This is a genomic window from Streptomyces sp. NPDC014870, from assembly GCF_043081505.1.
GTDB lineage: Bacteria > Actinomycetota > Actinomycetes > Streptomycetales > Streptomycetaceae > Streptomyces.
Window position 1 is genome coordinate 258,826 of the sequence record NZ_JBIBWQ010000011.1, and the last position, 18,054, is coordinate 276,879.

General features: G+C 72.2%; 23 protein-coding genes and 1 pseudogene. 14 read left to right on the plus strand and 10 right to left on the minus strand.

Going from position 1 to position 18,054, the window contains the following annotated elements; translation table 11 throughout:
* Positions 1-8 precede the first annotated feature (8 nt).
* The 6 genes and pseudogenes from ACF09C_RS29755 to ACF09C_RS29780 all read left to right on the plus strand — a co-directional run bounded on the left by ACF09C_RS29755 (position 9) and on the right by ACF09C_RS29780 (position 5,687).
* A complete protein-coding gene (locus ACF09C_RS29755) occupies positions 9-800 on the plus strand; it encodes a hypothetical protein (protein WP_392095919.1) in 792 nt (263 codons plus the stop codon).
* A 148-nt stretch (positions 801-948) separates the two neighbouring features.
* The gene (locus ACF09C_RS29760; protein WP_392095921.1) at positions 949-2,355 is read left to right on the plus strand and encodes a serine hydrolase domain-containing protein; all 1,407 of its coding nucleotides are present in this window, start codon (positions 949-951) and stop codon (positions 2,353-2,355) included.
* A gap of 238 nt (positions 2,356-2,593) precedes the next feature.
* Positions 2,594-3,304: a tRNA-dependent cyclodipeptide synthase gene (locus ACF09C_RS29765; RefSeq protein ID WP_392095922.1), complete on the plus strand. Its 711-nt coding sequence runs from the start codon at positions 2,594-2,596 to the stop codon at positions 3,302-3,304.
* Positions 3,294-4,478: a cytochrome P450 gene (locus ACF09C_RS29770; RefSeq protein ID WP_392095924.1), complete on the plus strand. Its 1,185-nt coding sequence runs from the start codon at positions 3,294-3,296 to the stop codon at positions 4,476-4,478. The genes ACF09C_RS29765 and ACF09C_RS29770 overlap by 11 nt, the downstream gene beginning before the upstream one ends.
* A gap of 352 nt (positions 4,479-4,830) precedes the next feature.
* A pseudogene (locus ACF09C_RS29775) lies at positions 4,831-5,103 on the plus strand (alkaline phosphatase family protein); the annotation flags it as partial.
* Between the two features lie 65 nt (positions 5,104-5,168).
* Positions 5,169-5,687: a hypothetical protein gene (locus ACF09C_RS29780; RefSeq protein ID WP_392095926.1), complete on the plus strand. Its 519-nt coding sequence runs from the start codon at positions 5,169-5,171 to the stop codon at positions 5,685-5,687.
* A gap of 5 nt (positions 5,688-5,692) precedes the next feature.
* Here ACF09C_RS29780 and ACF09C_RS29785 read toward each other — a convergent pair whose 3' ends face one another.
* Positions 5,693-6,682, minus strand: coding sequence for an MBL fold metallo-hydrolase (locus ACF09C_RS29785; protein ID WP_392095927.1), 990 nt, complete (start codon positions 6,680-6,682; stop codon positions 5,693-5,695).
* A 103-nt stretch (positions 6,683-6,785) separates the two neighbouring features.
* Positions 6,786-7,571 (minus strand): LysR family substrate-binding domain-containing protein, encoded by a 786-nt coding sequence (locus tag ACF09C_RS29790; protein ID WP_392095929.1) that lies wholly within the window; start codon positions 7,569-7,571, stop codon positions 6,786-6,788.
* Between the two features lie 79 nt (positions 7,572-7,650).
* Here ACF09C_RS29790 and ACF09C_RS29795 point away from each other — a divergent pair, with 79 nt between their 5' ends.
* The gene (locus ACF09C_RS29795; RefSeq protein ID WP_392095931.1) at positions 7,651-8,055 is read left to right on the plus strand and encodes a DUF5997 family protein; all 405 of its coding nucleotides are present in this window, start codon (positions 7,651-7,653) and stop codon (positions 8,053-8,055) included.
* On the opposite strand, the gene ACF09C_RS29800 is transcribed toward ACF09C_RS29795, so the two are convergent.
* The 6 genes from ACF09C_RS29800 to ACF09C_RS29825 form a co-directional block, all read right to left on the minus strand.
* The gene (locus ACF09C_RS29800; RefSeq protein WP_392095932.1) at positions 8,003-8,842 is read right to left on the minus strand and encodes an SGNH/GDSL hydrolase family protein; all 840 of its coding nucleotides are present in this window, start codon (positions 8,840-8,842) and stop codon (positions 8,003-8,005) included. The two genes, ACF09C_RS29795 and ACF09C_RS29800, sit on opposite strands and share 53 nt — an antisense overlap.
* A gap of 69 nt (positions 8,843-8,911) precedes the next feature.
* Positions 8,912-9,448, minus strand: a complete 537-nt coding sequence (locus ACF09C_RS29805; protein ID WP_392095933.1) for an NUDIX hydrolase — start codon at positions 9,446-9,448, stop codon at positions 8,912-8,914.
* A 120-nt stretch (positions 9,449-9,568) separates the two neighbouring features.
* Positions 9,569-10,399, minus strand: a complete 831-nt coding sequence (locus ACF09C_RS29810; protein ID WP_392095934.1) for a DUF5995 family protein — start codon at positions 10,397-10,399, stop codon at positions 9,569-9,571.
* A gap of 23 nt (positions 10,400-10,422) precedes the next feature.
* A complete protein-coding gene (locus ACF09C_RS29815; protein ID WP_392095935.1) occupies positions 10,423-11,001 on the minus strand; it encodes a hypothetical protein in 579 nt (192 codons plus the stop codon).
* 63 nt (positions 11,002-11,064) lie between these two features.
* On the minus strand, positions 11,065-11,316 hold the full coding sequence (locus ACF09C_RS29820) for a DUF3817 domain-containing protein (RefSeq protein ID WP_392095936.1): 252 nt from the start codon (positions 11,314-11,316) through the stop codon (positions 11,065-11,067).
* Positions 11,313-11,744, minus strand: a complete 432-nt coding sequence (locus ACF09C_RS29825) for a hypothetical protein (protein ID WP_392095937.1) — start codon at positions 11,742-11,744, stop codon at positions 11,313-11,315. The genes ACF09C_RS29820 and ACF09C_RS29825 overlap by 4 nt, the downstream gene beginning before the upstream one ends.
* A gap of 85 nt (positions 11,745-11,829) precedes the next feature.
* Between ACF09C_RS29825 and ACF09C_RS29830 the strand changes: the two genes are divergently transcribed.
* Positions 11,830-12,171: a PadR family transcriptional regulator gene (locus ACF09C_RS29830; protein WP_392095938.1), complete on the plus strand. Its 342-nt coding sequence runs from the start codon at positions 11,830-11,832 to the stop codon at positions 12,169-12,171.
* Positions 12,168-12,878, plus strand: a complete 711-nt coding sequence (locus tag ACF09C_RS29835; RefSeq protein WP_392095940.1) for a permease prefix domain 1-containing protein — start codon at positions 12,168-12,170, stop codon at positions 12,876-12,878. Before ACF09C_RS29830 ends, ACF09C_RS29835 begins: the two co-directional genes overlap by 4 nt.
* Positions 12,879-12,908: 30 nt before the next feature.
* On the opposite strand, the gene ACF09C_RS29840 is transcribed toward ACF09C_RS29835, so the two are convergent.
* Positions 12,909-14,243 carry a cytochrome P450 gene (locus ACF09C_RS29840; RefSeq protein ID WP_392095942.1) on the minus strand — a complete coding sequence of 445 codons (1,335 nt, stop codon included), beginning with the start codon at positions 14,241-14,243 and terminating at the stop codon, positions 12,909-12,911.
* A 121-nt stretch (positions 14,244-14,364) separates the two neighbouring features.
* On the opposite strand from ACF09C_RS29840, the gene ACF09C_RS29845 reads away from it, so the two are divergent.
* The 5 genes from ACF09C_RS29845 to ACF09C_RS29865 all read left to right on the plus strand — a co-directional run bounded on the left by ACF09C_RS29845 (position 14,365) and on the right by ACF09C_RS29865 (position 17,422).
* Positions 14,365-14,958 carry a cysteine hydrolase family protein gene (locus ACF09C_RS29845; RefSeq protein ID WP_392095944.1) on the plus strand — a complete coding sequence of 198 codons (594 nt, stop codon included), beginning with the start codon at positions 14,365-14,367 and terminating at the stop codon, positions 14,956-14,958.
* 22 nt (positions 14,959-14,980) lie between these two features.
* Positions 14,981-15,310, plus strand: coding sequence for an ArsR/SmtB family transcription factor (locus ACF09C_RS29850; protein ID WP_392095945.1), 330 nt, complete (start codon positions 14,981-14,983; stop codon positions 15,308-15,310).
* Positions 15,307-15,744 carry a DUF5990 family protein gene (locus tag ACF09C_RS29855; RefSeq protein ID WP_392095947.1) on the plus strand — a complete coding sequence of 146 codons (438 nt, stop codon included), beginning with the start codon at positions 15,307-15,309 and terminating at the stop codon, positions 15,742-15,744. Before ACF09C_RS29850 ends, ACF09C_RS29855 begins: the two co-directional genes overlap by 4 nt.
* A 115-nt stretch (positions 15,745-15,859) precedes the next feature.
* Entirely contained in the window at positions 15,860-16,306 is a 447-nt protein-coding gene (locus tag ACF09C_RS29860; protein ID WP_392095948.1) for an SRPBCC family protein, read from the plus strand.
* Positions 16,307-16,546: 240 nt separating this feature from the next.
* A complete protein-coding gene (locus ACF09C_RS29865) occupies positions 16,547-17,422 on the plus strand; it encodes an endo alpha-1,4 polygalactosaminidase (RefSeq protein ID WP_392095950.1) in 876 nt (291 codons plus the stop codon).
* Here ACF09C_RS29865 and ACF09C_RS29870 read toward each other — a convergent pair.
* Positions 17,401-18,054 (minus strand): flavodoxin family protein, encoded by a 654-nt coding sequence (locus ACF09C_RS29870; protein ID WP_392095951.1) that lies wholly within the window; start codon positions 18,052-18,054, stop codon positions 17,401-17,403. The two genes, ACF09C_RS29865 and ACF09C_RS29870, sit on opposite strands and share 22 nt — an antisense overlap.

The window sequence follows — 18,054 nt, forward strand, 5'->3', positions numbered from 1 at the left end:
GCCGCCCCATGCATGTCAGGAACGCCCGCCCCGGCCCGCGCGTGGTGACCGCCGCGCTCTGCGCGACCCTCGCGCTCGTCGGCTACCTGAAGGTGTACGACCAGCCTCCCGGCCCGGAAGCGGCGCCCGGTTCCCGGGCCTCCGCCGCCAAGAACACCGGGGCGGATGCTCCGCCCCTCCCGGCGCGGACCCCCGAGGCGCAGGTGCCCTCCGTGCTGCCCGGGGTCGGGCCGGTGACCCGGACCCGGATCCCGGACGGCACGAGCCAGGTGTTCGTGGTGACCGGCCGGACCCAGGACACCAACGTCGCCACGGCCGCGCTCTACGAGCGGGACGCGGCGGGCAGGTGGAGCCGCACGGCCGGTCCGTGGAGCGCGCACAACGCCCTGCGCGGCTGGACCGACGACCACTGGGCCGGTGATCTGCGCAGCCCGACCGGTGTGTTCCGGCTCGGCGACGCGGGCGGACGGCTGCCCGACCCCGGCTCGAAGCTGCCCTACGACGAGGACGAGGAGTTCGTCTCGCCGGGCGTCGGGTTTCTCGGCGAACCCCTGGAGGGCTCCTTCGACTACGTCGTCGCCATCGACTACAACCGCGTCCCGGGCACGACCCCGCTGAACAAGGAGCGGCCGCTCGGCCTGGAGAAGGGCGGCGGAGTCTGGGTCCACGTCGACCACGGCGGCCCCACCCAGGCCTGCATCTCCCTCACCACGGACGCCATGCGCGAGCTCCTGCTGGCTCTGGACCCGGCCAAGGAACCCGTCATCGTCATGGGACCGGCCGGCAAGGTCGGACGGTGAGGGTGACGGTGGGTCGGTGAGCGCGCGCCGCTGACCGCGCCCGCCGCGGCAGGTCAGCCGCTGTCAGCGCACGGTCGGCACGCTGTCAGCGCGCCCGGGCATCGTCGTGGTCATCGAGAACGACGACACCCGATACGGAGTACCCACCATGAGCGCCCACAGCGTCGAGCAGTCCCAGTACCAGCTGGCCGAGTTCGTCGAGCAGACGGCCGTCAAGCACAGCATCCCCGGCGGCATCGTGGGGGTGTGGGCCGATGGCCGGGAGGCCTTCGCGGCCCACGGTGTCACGAGCCTGGACAACCCGCTGCCGGTCGACGAGGACACCCTCTTCCAGCTGGGTTCCACCAGCAAGACCTTCACGGCGACCGCCCTGATGCGCCTGGTCGCCGAAGGCCGGATCGAGCTGGACGCGCCGGTGCGCCGGTACGTTCCCGAGCTGGTCCTCCCCGACGAGAAGGCGGCGGCCGAGATCACCGTCCTCAACCTGCTCAACCACACCTCGGGCCTCGACTGGAACATCATCGTCGACACCGGTGACGGTGACGACGCCCTGGCCGGCTTCGTCGCGAAGATGGCCGACCTGCAGCTCATCGGCGCGCCCGGAGAGCGCGCCTCGTACAGCCAGGCGGCGTTCAACCTGCTCGGCCGGGTCCTGGAGAAGGTCACGGGGCAGACGTACGAGCAGGCCATCGCCTCGCTCCTGCTCGAACCGCTGGGGCTCACCGAGAGCTTCTTCGGGACGGCGGACGTCATGACCCGACGGTTCGCGGTGGGCCACAACCCCGACGAGGACGGCGACCTGGCCGTGGCGCGGGAGTGGCGGCTCACCCGCGGCAACAACCCCGGCGGCGGTCTCGCCTCCTCCGCGGCGGACGTCCTGCGCTGGGCGCGGTTCCAGATCGGCGACGGCCGTGCGGAGGGCGGCGAGCGGCTGATGCCGGCCGAGGTGCTGCACTCGATGCGTGAGCAGACGGTCGAGCTGCGCGGCAGCAACCTCGGTGACGGCTTCGGCATCTGCTGGTTCCTGCGCGAGGTCGACGGTGTGCGGACGATCGAGCACGGCGGTTCGACCAACGGCCAGTTCGCCGAGCTGCTGATCGTCCCCGAGCGGAACTTCGCCGTCGTCGCCCTGTCCAACTCGGGCGCGGAGGGGATCCCGTTCAACCGCGCCGCGATCCGCTGGGCCCTGGAGCACTACCTGGGCGTCGTCGACCGGGACCCGGAGCCGCTGCCGTACGACGCGGCGCGCGCCCAGGAGCTCCTCGGGGCGTACGACAACGACGGCATGATCCTGACCGTCGGCACGGACGCGGCCGGGCTCACCCTCGGGGCCGTGATCAAGCCGGAGATCCGGGCGTCGGCCGACTTCGAGATGCCCGCCGACTACGAGCCGGCCGCGATGGGTCTCCTGCCGGGCGACGGCGACGAGTTCATCGTGACCGCCGGTGGGCTGGCGGGGCAGCGCGGCTTCTTCTCGCGGGACGGGCAGGGCGCCGTCGTCGGCATCGATCTCGGCGGCCGGGTCTTCACCCGGGTCCCCGGCGCCTCCGCGTGACGCACGCACCGCTGACCGGGCTTTCGTCCGGTCAGCGGTGCGTGCTGTCCGGAGTGACCGGAATTCATCGCTCCTTGGCTCGACGATGCGTCAAATCACGTCACGTACCGAAAATATTCGGCCACCTCAGGCGCAGAATCGTCACTCTGTGGAGATCGCCGGTAACTTCATGCCGTCGCCGCCACACCAGGGGCACAAGGCCCCGACGGGACTAGCGGCCCGAAGGACATCTCTTCACTTGTCGACGACAGCGACCGACAGCTTCAAGGTCCAGCCGTACACGCAGCACTGCCAAGTGATCCACACCGAAGGCGCCCACGCGGTCATCGGCATCTCCCCGGGTAACGGCTACTTCTCCGCCCAGCGGGTGGCCGAGCTCGCCGCCTGGGGACTCCGCGGCTTCGACCAGGTCGACCTCATCTACACCGACCTGCACGTCGCCGACATGTACGAGGCTCTCGGCTACCCGCCGGACGAAGCCCGCCGCAAAGCGGTCAAGAACCTCCGCGGCGTCCGCGCCAAGGTGAACAACGCCGTCGCCGCCATCGACCCCGGTGGCGAACGGCTCCGAGGGCGCCCCATGTCCGCGCTCCTCGACATCCCGGCCTACCGGCATCTGCGCAAACACCTGGACGATCTGCTCGCCACCGACAGCGAGTTCCTCGCCACCTGCGACCGGCTCGTCGCGGCGTTCCTCTCCTCCAAGGTCCTCGAAGGACAGACCCCCACCGCCCGCCAGCGGGAGGTCTGCCTCCAGTACATCTGCGCCGAGGCACCGCTCTTCCTGGACACCCCCGCGATCCTCGGTGTCCCCTCCTCCCTGAACTGCTACCACCAGCTCCTGCCGATGGCCGAACTCCTCTACTCCCGGGGCTCCGGACTGCGTGCCTCCCGCAACCAGGGCCACGCCATCGTCACCCCGATGCTCGGAGACCACGATGACCACTGACACGCTCCTCGACTTCCCGTTCTCGGCGCGGGGCGACCGCCTGCCGCCCGAGATCGAGTCCCTGCGCGCCGAACCGGTCAAGCGGGTCCGCACGATCGCCGGCGACGAGGCCTGGCTGGTCTCGTCGTACGAGTTCTGCAAGCAGGTCCTCGAAGACCCGAGGTTCTCGCTCAAGGACACCTCGGCGCCCGGCGCGCCCCGGCAGTACGCCCTGACCATCCCGCCCGAGGTGGTCAACAACATGGGCAACATCACCGGGGCCGGGCTGCGCAAGGCCGTCCTCAAGGCCATCAACCCCAAGACGGACGGCCTGACCGACTGGATGCGTGACCACGCCACCGCGCTGGTCGACGACCTCCTCGCCTACGGACCGCCGGTCGACCTCCGCTCCCGGTTCGCCAGCCCGTACGCCGAGCACCTGCACTGCCGGATCCTCGGCATCCCCGAGTCCGACGCGCCGCGCCTGGCCGCCAGCCTGGACATCGCCTTCATGAACTCGGCCTGCCCGATCACCGGCGCCCGGCTCAACTGGGACCGGGACATCGCGTACATGGTCGAGCGCCTGGACGACCCGGCCACCACCGGGCTCATGGCCGAACTCGCCGCCCTGCGAGGGAATCCGGACTACGCCCACCTGACCGACGAGATGCTCGCCACGGTCGGCGTCACCTTCTTCGGCGCGGGCGTGATCTCCACCATGGGCTTCCTCACCATGGCCCTCTTCTCCCTGCTCCAGAACCCGGACGTGTGGGAGCGGCTGCGCAAGGAGCCGGAACTGATCCCGGCCGCCGTGGACGAACTGCTGAGGGTCAACCTCTCCATCGCCGACGGGCTGCCGCGCATCGCCCTCGAAGACGTCACCCTCGGCGACGTCGAGGTGCGCAAGGGGGAACTCCTCCTCGTCCTCGTGGAGGCGGCCAACACCGACCCGGCCGTCTACCCCGACCCGCACACCCTGGACATCACCCGGCCGAACGCCGGCACCCACCTCTCCTTCGGCGGCGGCGGTCACTACTGCCCGGCCACGGCCCTCGGCAAGAAGCACACCGAGATCGCCCTGGAGGTCCTGCTCGACCGGATGCCCGACCTGCACCTCGCGGTCCCGGTCGACCAACTGGTCTGGCGCACCCGCTTCATGAAGCGGATCCCCGAACGCCTCCCGGTCGCCTGGTGACCACCGTCTGACCGACCTCCGCCCCACCGTCGCCCCCGGCCACCGCCGGGGGGCGACGGTGTGTCCGGATCCGTGGAGGCGGTGCGGAGGAGTTCGTCCGCCGTTCACCGGAGACGCGGAATCCCGACCCTCACATCACCTAAACATAACGGGTCTGGACCGAAGTGAGGTCCCGAAGCGACACCGAAGGAGCACCTGCCATGCCCCCGTCCCCCGGCGGCACCGCCGCACCCTGCTCGGCGGTGCCGCCGGCGCGGCCGTCCTCGGCGCCCTGCCGCTCAGCGTCCGCGAGGCGCTCGCCGCCCCCGCCCGGCCCGGCCGGCTGAAGGACATCGAGCACGTCGTCGTCCTCATGCAGGAGAACCGTTCCTTCGACCACTACTTCGGCACCCTTCCCGGCGTCCGAGGACTCGGCGACCGTACCGCCATCCGCGGCACCAACGGCCGGTCCGTCTTCCACCAGCCGGACCCCTCGCGCGCCGAAGGCCATCTGCTGCCCTTCGCCATGAACGCGGCGCACACCAACGCCTACCGGCAGGGCGCGCCCGCCTTCGGCTTCATCGACTCCTTCCCGCTCTGGAACGACGGCCGCGCCGACGGATTCGTCACCGGGCGGGCCGGCGGCTGGCTCGGCCACGGCTTCTACGAGCCCGCCGACATGCCGTTCTACAACGCCCTGGCCAGCACCAGGTGCTCGGCTGGACGGCGACCGCCCCCGAGGGCTGGTCGGTCGTCAACGCCGCCGCGATGCCGCAGGGCACGCCCATGTTCCAGGGCTGGACCTTCCACACCCGGCGCGCCTGGTCGGGCGGCGCCCAGAACCGCCCCCACTTCACCCGGGGCCTCGGCGTCGTCGCCGACCCGGACGACTGGGACGACACCGGAGCGCCCGCGGCCAAGGGCCGGTTCGACTCGACGCTGGTCTCCCCAGCCGTCCCCGTCCCGGCCGGAACCACCACGCTGCGGCTCGACCTCGACTCGCACTACCGCCAGGAGGGCAACCAGAAGGCGGAGGTCCGCGCCGTCTTCGACACCGGCCAGGAGCAGGTCCTGCTGAGCTACGGCCCCGGCTCGCCGGACGCCGAGAACACGGCCGTCTCCCAGGAGTTCCCCGTCCCCGCGGGCGCCGGCGCGGTGACCCTCCGCTTCCGGATGTACGACGCCGGAAACAACTGGTACTGGGCGGTGGACCACATCCGCCTCGGCTGAACCGGTCAGCGGCGCGGGCGCAGGTCCGCGCCGTAGACCGTGCGGTAGTCCGGGACGACGACGCGCGTCCCGGGCGATTCGCGGTGGACCTGACCGATCAGTCCGGCCAGGTCCATCGTCGGGTCGGCCCGCACGGGCTCGCGCAGGGGCGTCTCGAAGTTGTCCCAGTGCACGGGCACGACGACCTCCGGACCGCCGAGGGCCCGCAGCAGCCGGGGCACGTACCGGTGGGTGGCGGAGCTGGAGGGCACGGCGACCATCGCCGCATCCGGGCGGAGCCCCTCGGCGGCCCGCTGGTCGAAGTCGCTGGCGCCCATGAGGAACAGCGTCGGCCCCTCGGGTCCGGCCGTCACCTGGAAGGCGAGGGTGTCGCCCTCCGGCAGGTCGGAGATGGTGGCCGGCACGGTGGCCGGCGGCCCGTGGAGGGTGCCCGGAGCGAAGTAGGAGTGCCGCTTGTTGCGGCTGTGCAGGCTCGCCACCACCTCGACCACGAGCCCCCTGCCGAAGTCCAGCACCTCGCCGCCCTTGACCACGGAGATCTGCCCCGGATCGACGCCGAGGGCGACCAGCAGGTGGTAGGTCGTCTCGGTCCCCAGGACGCGGGCACCCGTGGTCCTGGCCAGGTGGGGAACGTCGGCGATGTGGTCCCAGTGGGAGTGACTGACCAGGATCAGCTCGGGATGCCCGGCGTACTCCCGCACCAGCCCCGCGTCGGTCTGCGCGATCGGTGTGGCCGGGTCGAAGGACGCGTCGAAGAGACCCGTCCTGAAGCGGGTCAGATACGGGTCGAAGAGCACCGTCCGCCCGCCGGTGTCGATCCGCCAGCCCGCCGTCCCCAGCCAGCGCAGCGACACCGAACCGGGGGAGGGGGCGGGTGCGGAGGCGGCGGCGGGGCTGGCGTGGGCGGCGGCGGCCGGCAGGAGCGGTAAGGCCGAACCGGCGGCGGCGCCTCGCGGGACGGTCCGCCGCGGGAAGGTGCGCGTGTCGTCGTTCATGCCGCCAGAAGATCAGCCGGCACGCGGGCCTGTCCAAGACCGGATCGCCGTGGCCCCCATAGGCAGATGGCTATGGAGGGCCCGGGGTGGCCCGGGGAACAGGTCAGGACCTGCGGCGCGGCTTCCCGGGCTTGGCCCCCCGCTTCACGGCCTTCGTCCCCTTGGCGCCGCCCTTGGCCGCAGGCCTGCCTCCGGTGTTCCGCTCCGGACGCTTGCCCTTGTCACCCGTCTTCGCCTTGGCCTTGGCACCGGCCTTCGGCTGTGGGGGAGTCTGCGGGCGGCCCCGCGTGCTGTTCACGGTCCGGCCCCTGACGATCCCGATGAACTGCTCCACCAGGTCCGGAGTCGGCTCCGCCCGCGGCCAGGACAGGGCGACCCGGGACTCGGGGGCGTCCCGCAGGGTCCGGTAGGTGAGGTCCTTGCGGTGGTGCAGCCGCGCCAGCGACTGCGGGACCACGAGCAGCCCCACGCCCGCCGCCACGAGCTCGATCGCGTCCGCCGTCGTCGCCGGGCGTTCCAGCGCCGGCAGCCCCGGCGGGCGCTCCCAGTCCAGGGTGTCGTCCAGCGGATGCAGCACGATCTCCTCGGCCAGCTCCTCCGGCGACACCTCCTCGACGGCCGCCGCCACATGGTCCTTCGGTACGACGACGACGGTCGTCTCGACGTACAGCGGAATCGCGCTGAGATCCGGGTCGTCGACGGGGAGCCGGACGAAGCCGGCGTCCGCGCCGCCGTCCCGCAGCAGCTCGAGGGCCTCGGCGGCGGGCACCGGGACGAGGGTCAACGGGACGTCCGGGAGCCGCTCGTTCCAGATCCGCACCCACTTCGTGGGCGTCACTCCCGGGACGTACGCGAGCCGGAACGAGGAGGGTTCTTCCTGGCCAGTCACCCCGCCAGGTTACCCGCCGTGGTCCCGAGTGGATCAGCCGTGGTCAGCGGTGGTTCATACGCTCGATACCCTTGAGACCATGACGTCGCACCAGACCGCCCAGACGATGAAGCCCGCGACCGCGGCGAAGAAGCTGGGCGTGTACCTCGAGGCCACCCCCGCGGAGTTCCGGGAGGGTGTCGTCTCGCGCACCGAGCTGAACGCCCTGCAGACCGATCCGCCCGAGTGGCTGCGCGAGCTCCGCGCCAACGGCCCCCACCCTCGCCCGGTGGTCGCGGCGAAGCTCGGCATCTCCATCTCCGGCCTCGCCCGGGGCGGCATCACCGAGGCCCTCACCACCGAGCAGATCGAGGCCCTGAAGCAGGAAGCCCCAGAGTGGCTCCAGAAGGAGCGCGCCACCCAGGCCGACGTCCGCAAGGAAGCGGTCCGGATCAAGGAGCAGCAGGCGGAGAAGGCCGCGAAGGCCGACCGCTCGCACTCCTGACCTCCCCGGTCCCGACCGGCACCAGGTCGGGACGCTTCGCCGCGCGGCCGTCTCCCGAGGAGCGGCCGCGCAGTCGTCTGCCGATCCACGGGCCGAGGAAGCCCGCCACCCACCGCGCCTCGTCGAGCGCCTTGCGCGGGCCCGATGCGGGCGCGCCGGGCGCCGCCGGCAGCGGGCGCGTCCAGGAGTCGTCGCTGCCCGGCAGTCCGAGCGCCTCGGCGACGGCGGCGGCGATCCGCGCGTGACCCAGCGGACTGGCGTGCAGCCGGTCCGGGCTCCACAGCCGGGCGTCCGTCACCACCGGGTGGAGGTCGGTCTCGGCCACCCTCACCCCGTGCCGCGCCGCCGCCGCGCGGATCCCCGCGTTGAGCGTGACGACCCGGGAAGCGACCGGCCGCGCCACCGGGACCAGCCGCCCGAGGTCGGGGAACGTCACCGTCGCCACCCGCGCGCCCGCGGCCGTGAGCTCGGCGAACATCGCCTCCAGGTGACCGACCACCTCGGCCGCGTCGAAACGGGGCCTGAGCAGGTCGTTCATCCCCGCGACCACGGTGGCCACATCGGGCCGCAGCGCGAGCGCGGGGCCGAGCTGCTCCGCGCGCACCTGGCCGGCGAGCCTGCCCCGCACGGCCAGGTTGGCGTAGGAGAGCCCCGGACTGCCGACCGCCATCAGCTCCGCGAGCCGATCGGCACAGCCGCGCAGCCCGGTGCTGTCGTCGCCGTCCCCGAGGCCTTCGGTCTGACTGTCGCCCAGGGCGACATAACGCTCGTACGGGCCGGTGTGCATACGCGTGGCGCTCCTCCGTGCGGCGACGCGCCCCGTGCGACGCGCCCTCGGAGGTATTCAACACCCCACCTATTCAACTACGCGACTAGGGTCCCGGTCGCCATGCGACTCCGGGGCCATGGCGTACCGGTGGAACGGCCCCTCCTCGATGGGCAGTTCCGGATTCCACATCCGGAGCGCCTGGGCGGAGGGCGTGAACAGGGGCTGGGGGAGACGGTCGAGCGGGGTCCACTCCCAGCGCTCGATCTTGTCCGGCTCCGCGACCACCGGGGTGCCGCTGAAGGTGCGTACCACCGCCACCGCCGTCAGCCGGGTGACCCGCGTCGAGGTCATCGCGTCCAGCAGGATTCCGATGACGTCGACATCGGCGGCTTCGGCCACGAGGCAGGTCTCCTCGGCGAGCTCGCGGACGGCCGCCCGCTCGATGGACTCGCCCGGGTCGACCTTGCCGCCGGGAAGCTCCCATGTGCCGCTCGGATGGAGCCCGAGCAGCACCCGCCCCGCCCCGTCGGTCACCACGACACCGGCCCCGAGCGAGGCCTGCGCGGTCGGCGGTTGGGCGTTGCGGTGCGGTGGGGGCGTGGTGGGCCGGTCGGCCGGACGCATGTCGACTCCTCGTACGAACCATGGGTGCGTGTCGCCCACCAGCCAACACCATGCCCTCCGAGGGCCTGTCGCGAAAGGCGATCCTGTTCGTTGAAGATCACCTCTCGTGGGGCGTGGTGACTACGTGAGGGGCGTACCTGCCGCGGGCCAGTGCCGGCGGTCGGGAATCAATCTGCGCAGGATCCACAAGCCGGCGCGCAGCTTCCGGTTGCCGGGGGAGCGGATTTCGGAGATGAGCGCGGCGGTGCTTCTGGCGATCGACCGGGACGCTTCCTCGGCCGAATCCGGGTCCAGGAGTCTGTCGCAGTTGAACCAGGCCAAGCCCCGTGCGACGCGGATCCCGTAGTTGGTCAACAGTTCGTCGCTACGGGTGAACAGCTTGTCCAGAGAGCTGAGTCCGCGCATGTACCTGGACGACAGGTCGTCCTGGACCTCGTCGATACAGGACGCCAGTACGGCGTTCATGCGGTGGAAGTCGGCGATATGACGGCGGTCGCCCGTGGACGTCGCCATGCGCCGCAAGGCCTCCGGCAGGTCGTAGGACATGTGCGCCATCATGGAAAAGAGCACGTCTTCCAGCAGGTAGCAGCGCCGGACGCTCGAGGCGGCGAAGACGTCTCGCCATGGTTGGGGGATGGAATCCGGCAGTTCGCCGGGCTGGATTTCGTCTGCCGAGCCACCGGGTCGTCCTGCCAGCCACGCGTCGATGCTGTCCATGGCGCTGAAGTAGGCCGATGCGAGCGTCTCGCACAGCTCGGCGACCCAGGGCGGGTCCTTGAACGCGGGGCTGCCGGTGTCCAAGGCTGTGGCGAGCGTCGTCGTGAGGCGGTAGTAGGTGTAGGCGAAGGCGGCCCGGCGATCGCGTGTGGTGTCGTACTGCCTGACTCGGTCGGCAAGCAGTCCGGCGACCCGGGTGACCTTTTCGGCAGGGAGCATGGACTCGGCTGTCATCGGGAGTCTGTGCCGGCCGCTGGCTAAGCCGGCGCGCTGATCAGGCGGGTTTCCTCGGTCACCCTGCCCCAGTCGCACAACAACTCCGCGAAGAGGCTCTGCCGGTCGGCCGCGACTTGATAGTCCGCGGTCCAAGGGGTTCCGAGCAACGGCATGAGGTAGGTCGCGGCCATCCCTTCGTCGCGGATTTCCGCGGAGTAGGTGAAGGTCCGCGTGAGCAGGCGCGGCACAGGGCCGAGCCTCTCGTTCCCGTTCACCGTGACTCCGGTTCCGTCGCTGTGCAGTACGTACTCTTCTTCCAGGAGGTACAGGGTCATGCCGAACTTGGAGATCCTGACCACGTTGTCGGCCACACCGAACTCGCCCTCGTTCGGCTTCGCCACGATCGTCGACTCCTGCCGTGGGGCACCCGTGAGCCGCTCGACGGTGTGCATGGCGGTCGCGAGCAGCTTGTTCATCAACCCGATGTCGCTGCGCAGGAGGCGACGCCAGGAGGTGACGCGGAAGGTAGCGATTCCGTGCCAGGTGCCGGTCCCGATGTCGAAGTAGTAGACGTGATTGGGCGCGTTCGTGCGGGTGCGAGGGATGCCCTCGGGCTCCATTGTCACGTTGAGTAGCATATCATCACTCCCCGTGAGCGGTGAGGGGGGTGTGGCTCGGTCGCTCTAGGCGGCTTGATGGCTGCCCTTGAGTCGGCGCAGGGCCAGGAGCCCGCCGACGCCGGGGACGACGGAGAGCCACCGTGCGCCCGGCGCCGGCCAGGTGGCCGCGATGGTGACGAGGTACGCCGTGCCGTGCAGCGGCCCGACGAGCGACGAGACCGCGGGCGTGTGCGTGGTGAGCAGGTTGACCAGGAGGGCCACCAGGGAGAGCGCCTCCACGCCGGCCGCGATACGAAGGGTGCGCACGGTCGTCACGCTCCCGTGGTGGAGCCGGGGCGGACGATCATGAGGACGACGACGACCGCCCAGAGGACGTTGAAGACCCCGGTGAGCATGGCCAGTCGCGGAGAACCGGCCGCGCCCCCGGCGCCGTCTGCCGTGCTCAGAAGGGCCCGCTGGCCGGGCAGTATCGCCAGAGTGAGGACGGCCGCGGCGATCGCCGTGAGGGCCATGGACGTGAGCAGCCAGGCGTCGGTGAGGACGCCGAGCTGGAGCGCGGTCGCGAGCCCGAAGACCGGGACGGCGACGCCCGCGACCGCGTACCCCCGGCAGATCCGGTGCAGCAGCGCGGCGACCGGCGAGGCCTGGCGTGCGTAGCGGGGGAACAGTGACGCGGCCACGGTGATCGGTCCGACCGCCAGGATCGCCGCGAGGACGTGCACGGACAGCAGCAGCTTGGTCACTGTGGACCCCTCCAGCCGAGGAAGCGTATGTGTTGGCTGCCAATAGATAGCATGTCTACTCGTCGAGTGTGTAGGCTGCCTACTCATGAGGGCGGATGCGGTGCGAGGGCACCTCGACGGACTGCTGCTGGCCGTACTGGAGCAGGGGCCGCTGCACGGATACGCGATCATCACCGCGGTCCAGGAGCGCAGCGGGGGCGTGCTCGACCTGCGCACGGGCACGATCTACCCGGCGCTCAACAGGCTGGAGCGGATCGGGCTGCTGAGCAGCAGCTGGGACGCGGTCGGCGAACGCCGTCGACGCTGCTACGAACTCACCGACGCGGGCCGAGAGGGCCTCGCGGGGGAGCGGGCGGCCTGGCGCGCGTTCACGACGGCCATCGGCTCGGTCCTCGACCCGGCCGTCCGGCCCGGGCCCGCGACATGAGCCCCCTCGCGATGCCGAAGGACCCGAGCGAACCGGCGGGCCCGAGCGAACCGGCGGGCCCGAGTGACCCGGCCGACCCCGTCGACGCGTACGTCGCCGAACTCCGGAGCGCCCTGCACGGCCCGCCCAGGGTCACCGATCGCCTCGTCGAGGAAGTGCGTGGCGGGCTCGTCGACACCGCCGAGGCCCACCTCCGGGAGGGCGCGTCCTACCAGGACGCGGTCCGGCGCGCGGTGCGGGAGTTCGGCACCCCCGCCGAGCTCGCCCCCGCCTGCCAGCGGGAACTGACGACCGCCCAGGCCCGTCACACCGCCCGCTCCGTCGTCCTCGCCGCTCCGCTGCTCCTCGCCTGCTGGTACGCGCTCCTCGTGACGGGTACCGGCCAGGACGGGCTGCTCGCCGGTACGGCCCAGTCGCTGGCCGCCGTCGCGGGCGTCGCCGCGCTGCTCGCCGCGACCGCCCTGGCGGCCACCGGTCCCCTCGCGCGCCATGTGCCCGTCCCCCACCGGCTGCCGCTCCTGATCGCCTGGACGGGCACCACCGCCAGCGTGTCGATGGCCGTCGCGGCCCTCTCACTGGCCGTCGCCGCCTTCACGACCGCAGCCTGGCCGCTGATCGCGACCGCCTGCACCCTCGCGGCCGCCTCGCACGCGCTCACAGCCCCGTCCGCGCGCGCCTGTCGCCGCTGCGCCCGCCTGCCCGTCTGAACGGGACCGCCGGGCGAGTGACCACGCGCCCTACGGAGCGACGCTCACCCGCACTTCGAGGGGTGCCCGGAACGAGAGCAGGTCCAGGACCGGCGGGAGCGGCGCGCCCGGGGTCAGGTGGAGGCCGGGGAGTCGGCGCGCCGCCGCGCGCAGCGCGACGGCGGCCTCCGTACGCGCCAGGGACGCGCCCGGGCAGCGGTGGCGGCCGACCCCGAAGGACAGATGGTGGCGGATGTTCTCGCGCGAGGGGCGCATCCGTTCCGGGTCGTCGAAGACCTCCCGGTCGGAACCACTCCCCATCAGCATGAGCAGCAGCCCGGCGCCCGCGGGGAGCTGTACGCCGCCCAGTTCCACCTCGGCCGCCGTCACCCGGCGCCACGTCGTCACCGGCGGTTCACGGCGCAGCACCTCCTCGACCCAGGCCTCGGCCAGGCCCTCCTCGTGCGCCACCCGCTGCCACAGGCCGGGTTCGGCCAGGGCGCCTCGCAGGACGGTGGCGATGAGCTGGCCGGTCGTGGACTGACCGGCGATGAAGACGAAGAAGCACGCCCCGACCGCCGTCGCCACGTCCAACGGCTCGCCGTCCGGCAGCCGGTGGCGCGCCAGCGCCCCGACGAAGCTGTCGGGCGCCGCGGTCCTGTCGGTCACGACCGACGTCAGCCACTCGTGGAACTCGCCCACCAGCGCGGCCAGTTCGACCTGCCGCTCGGGCGTCGGCCGGCCGTAGAACAGCTCCAGGGACGCGTCGCTCCACCGCACCAGGGTCGCGGGGGCGAGACCGTCGATCCCCAGCAGCTCCATCATGACCCGGCAGGGCAGCGTGTGCGCGAAGGTGCCGAAGAGGTCGCTGCCGCCCCGCTCGTCGAGCTCCGCCCGTACGGCGTCCAGGAGTTCGCCCGCGACCCGCTCGACGACGGGCACCGCCGCAGCGACCCGCTGCGCGTTGAAGAACCGCGTGACGACCCGGCGCAGCCCCGCGTGGCTCTCGGTCGCGTTGTTGGCCAGGGCGGGCCGCAGCCGGAAGCCCGCGCGGGCGAGCAGCCGCAGCGCGGGAACGCCCAGCGGGGTGATCGCGTGCTGGGCGTTGTCCGGCCGGAACACCTCGGGGTCGAGCAACACCCGGCGGACGTCCTCGTACCGGCTGACCAGCCACAGCCCGGTGGCGGCGTCACGATGGACGGGGGCCCGGTCCCGCAGGACGTCGAGCCACGGGTACGGGTCGCGGACGAATTCCTCCCCGAACACGTCGAGCCGGTCGAGGAGCGGGAGCGGCGAGCCCTCGGCGCCGGTCGTCCCACCGTACGGACAGGAGCCGACGGGAGCCGTCGCGGAAGCGGGCCCCGGCCCGCCGGGGGCGGATGTCACGCTCGCGGACGCTAGCACGCGCCGCCGCGCCTACCGGCCGGTCTGTGCGCCGGATCACGCCTGGTCGGGCACGTCGCGAAATCCTGTGGAGGCGCCCAGGGCGGCCGGACAGGATGACGCCATGACCCTTCCCGCGCACCCCGCAGAAGCCCTGCTCGTCGTGGACGTCCAGACGGCCTTCGTCACCGGCCCCGGCGCCGTCCCGGACGCCCGCCGCCTCCTGGACCGTACGGCCGCCCTGATCGCCCGGGCGCGCGAGAGCGGCGCGCTCGTGGTCCACGTACAGAACGACGGGCCGCCCGGCGCGGACTGCGCACCCCACACCCCCGGCTGGCAGCTCCACCACCCCGTCGAACCCGGCCCCACCGAGGTGGTCGTCCGCAAGGTCCGCGACGACGGCTTCGCCGGCACCCCGCTGAGCGACCTGCTGACCGGCGCGGGCGTCCGCGCGCTCGCCGTCTGCGGAATGATGTCCGAGATGTGTGTCCAGGCCACCGCCCGCACGGCCCTCGCACTCGGCTACCACGTCGTCCTCCCCTACGACGCCCACGCCACTCACGACATCCCGGCCGCCCCCGGAATCGCCGACGCGGTCCCCGCCGCCACGGTCTCCCGCGTCGCCGCCTGGGCCCTCAGCCGCGAGGCCGACACCACCACCCCCGCGTCCGCCGTCACCTTCACCGCACCGGCCCGTGCGGCGGGTGCCCTACGATGAGCGTGGGAGGTCGACAGAGCCGATGGTGACACCACAACGCAGCGGGCAGGAGCGGATCCCGCCCCACCCGGACCTCCGCACGATCGGCCTCCAGCAGGTCCTCGAAGCGCTCGTCGACCCGGTCCGCCGCCAGATCGTCAGCGTGCTGCACGCCTCGGACCAGGACCTCAACTGCGGTGCCATCGAACTGCCCGTCAGCAAGTCCACCGCCACCCACCACTTCCACGTGCTCCGCGAAGCCGGGCTCATCCGGCAGCACTACGTGGGCACCTCCCGGATGAACGGGCTGCGCCGCGAGGAGTTCGACGAGGCCTTCCCCGGCCTCCTCCAGGCCGTGGTGGGCAGGCAGTGAGCACCCAGGCGACCCCGCTGGCCCTGCGCATCGTCGGCACCGAGCTGCCCGGGCGCTCCTGCGGCACCTTCACGGACGTCCATGTCGCCGTGCAGCGCGGGCGCGAACCCGACGGCGCGGTGGCGGGCGACGTGGCCGAAGCGGTGTGGGAGTTCACCGTCGACACCGTGCTCGCACCGGACGGCAGCCGGGAGTTCCGGGGGCCGTACGTCCACGGCAAACGAGGCGCGCGGTTCCTCTACCTCACCTGGGGCGAGTGGCCCCAGGGCGGCGCGTTCACCATGTTCCGCCGGGCCAAGCTCTTCCTCGACGACCTTCCCGCGTCCGCCCTCGACCGGGGCGCCGCCGAGGGGCGGCTCGGCCTGACCGACCTCCACGGCCTGCCACTCTGCGCCGCCGTGCGCCCACCCCGCATCCGGTGGACGGCCGGCTGAGCCGGCCGTCGCGTTGCTGAGCCCCCGTCACCCGAGCGGCGCCGCCGGGACGCGGCGCGGGACTTGCCTGCGTACGATCGCCGTCACGGCAGCGCAGACTTCAGGGAGTGGGTTCATGTCCGGACAGTTCGAGGCGACGACGGACGTCGACCGCCCCATCGACGAGGTCTTCGCGTTCCTCGCCGACGGCCGCAACGACCCTAAGTTCAGCCCGCGCGTGCAGAAGATCGAACGCGTCCCGGACACCCCGACGGCCGTCGGCACCGTCTTCCGCAGCACGGTGAAGGACGCCGGGATGACGACCTCCCGCGAGTTCCGCATCACCGAGTTCGACGCGCCGCACCGGATCCGCTGGGCCGAGATCTCGAAGAACATCGTCACGGCGAGCGAGGGCGGCTACGACCTCGAACCCCTGCCGAACGGCGGCACCAGAGTCAGGATCCACAACGTCCTGGAGGGCCACGGCATCGGCAAGCTCCTCGTCGGGCTCGCCCTCTCCGCCGCCCGCAAGGACGCCGACGCGTTCGGCCGCCGCATCAAGGCGGCGGCCGAAGCGTCCTGACTCCCGCGGCGGGCGTCAGGGCGTGACGGGGACGTCGCCGGTTGTGGGTCCTGTACCCGTTCGCGAACGGGTACGGGCGAGGAGAACGTCCGGTGTTGCCCCCTCCCGTCGCCCCACTGACGGGCCGTGCCCGAAGGCCGCGGGCGGGGCCGTACGGTAGGTCCGCACGTACAGCCCGCGCCCTCCGCCGAGCCGAGAGGCCGAAGCGGACCGGCGCTCGACGACCTGGAGCCCCGTACCGTGGCAGCCCGCCCCCCTCGCCCCCTCCGCGTCGTCCTCTCGACCCTGGCCCTGGCCGGTGTCCTCGCCGCCGCGGCGGTCGGATGCGGGGCGCCCGGTGACGGTGAGGGCGGTGGCGACTCGGCCCCGCCTTCCCCGTCGCCCTCCTCCGCGCGCGCGGTCGTCCCGCCCGAGCCTCACGTCGGCTTCGACTACCAGATCGGCGGTGCCTACCCGCCGCCCCCCGGAGTCGGCGCGGTCTCCCGCGACCGGACGGCGAAGCCGACGGAGGGGCTGTACAACATCTGCTACGTCAACGCCTTCCAGGCCCAGCCGGACGCCACCGACTGGTGGCAGAAGAACCACCCCGACCTCCTCCTGAAGGACGCGGCCGGAGCGCCGGTCATGGACCAGGACTGGGACGAAGCCCTCTTCGACATCTCCACACCCGACAAGCGCGAGCGGCTCGCCGCCGTCGTCGGCGAGTGGATCGACGGCTGCGCGACCGCCGGCTTCCAGGCCGTGGAAGCCGACAACCTCGACTCCCACGAACGCTCCGGAGGACGCCTCACCGCCGAACACGACCTGGCCTTCGCCCGCCTGCTCGTCGCCCGGGCCCACGCGGCCGGACTCGCGATCGGGCAGAAGAACGCCGCCGAACTCGCCCAGCGGGGCCGCGCCCTCGGCTTCGACTTCGCGGTCGCGGAGGAGTGCGGCCAGTACGACGAGTGCGAGCCCTACGCGACGGCCTTCGACAACCGCGTCCTCGTCATCGAGTACGAACCCGAAGGCCTCCGGCGCGCCTGCGCGCGCTGGGGCGCCACCCTCTCCGTCGTCCTGCGCGACACCGACGTGCGCCCGGCCGGCGAGACCGGCTACGTCCGCGCGACCTGCTGACCGGCACCGGGCACGTCCCGCTCGTCCCGCTCGTAGGGGAACCGCGCGAACGGGGCGTCCCGGGCGAAGAAGGTCTTCGCGCGAGCCAGCGCCGGGCTGTCGTCGCGCACCTGCCCCGGCCGCGAAGCACTCCCGCACAGCAGGCCGCCGAACCGCATCCCCAGATACGCGGCCGAGTGGTGGAGCGTCGTCTCCAGCCCGCCCGCGACGACGGTGTCATGATTGGCCATCACGGACACGCCCCACAGCGTCCGGCCCGCCATCCGCTCCTTGAAGTCGGAGCCGGGCGCGTTCAGCCAGCCCGACCAGTAGTCGAGGTACCGCTTGGTCTGGGCGGACAGGGTGTACCAGTACAGCGGCGACGCGAGGACGATGTCCGTCGCCGCGACCGTGGCCCGCCGCAACATCTCCTCGTTCTCGCCGACCGGCCAGCCCTCGGTCTCGTGCCGGCCGTCCTGGAAGTCGGGGAGCGGAAGTCGTGACAGGTCCACCCAGTTCCGTGTGACGCCCTCCGGCAACTGCTCGGCCGCGGCGCGCGCGAGTATCTCCGTGTTGCCGCCGGGCCGGGAACTCCCGAGTACGAAGAGGAACGAGCGGTCACGGTCCTGATCGACCGGGGGCAGAGAGGTCAT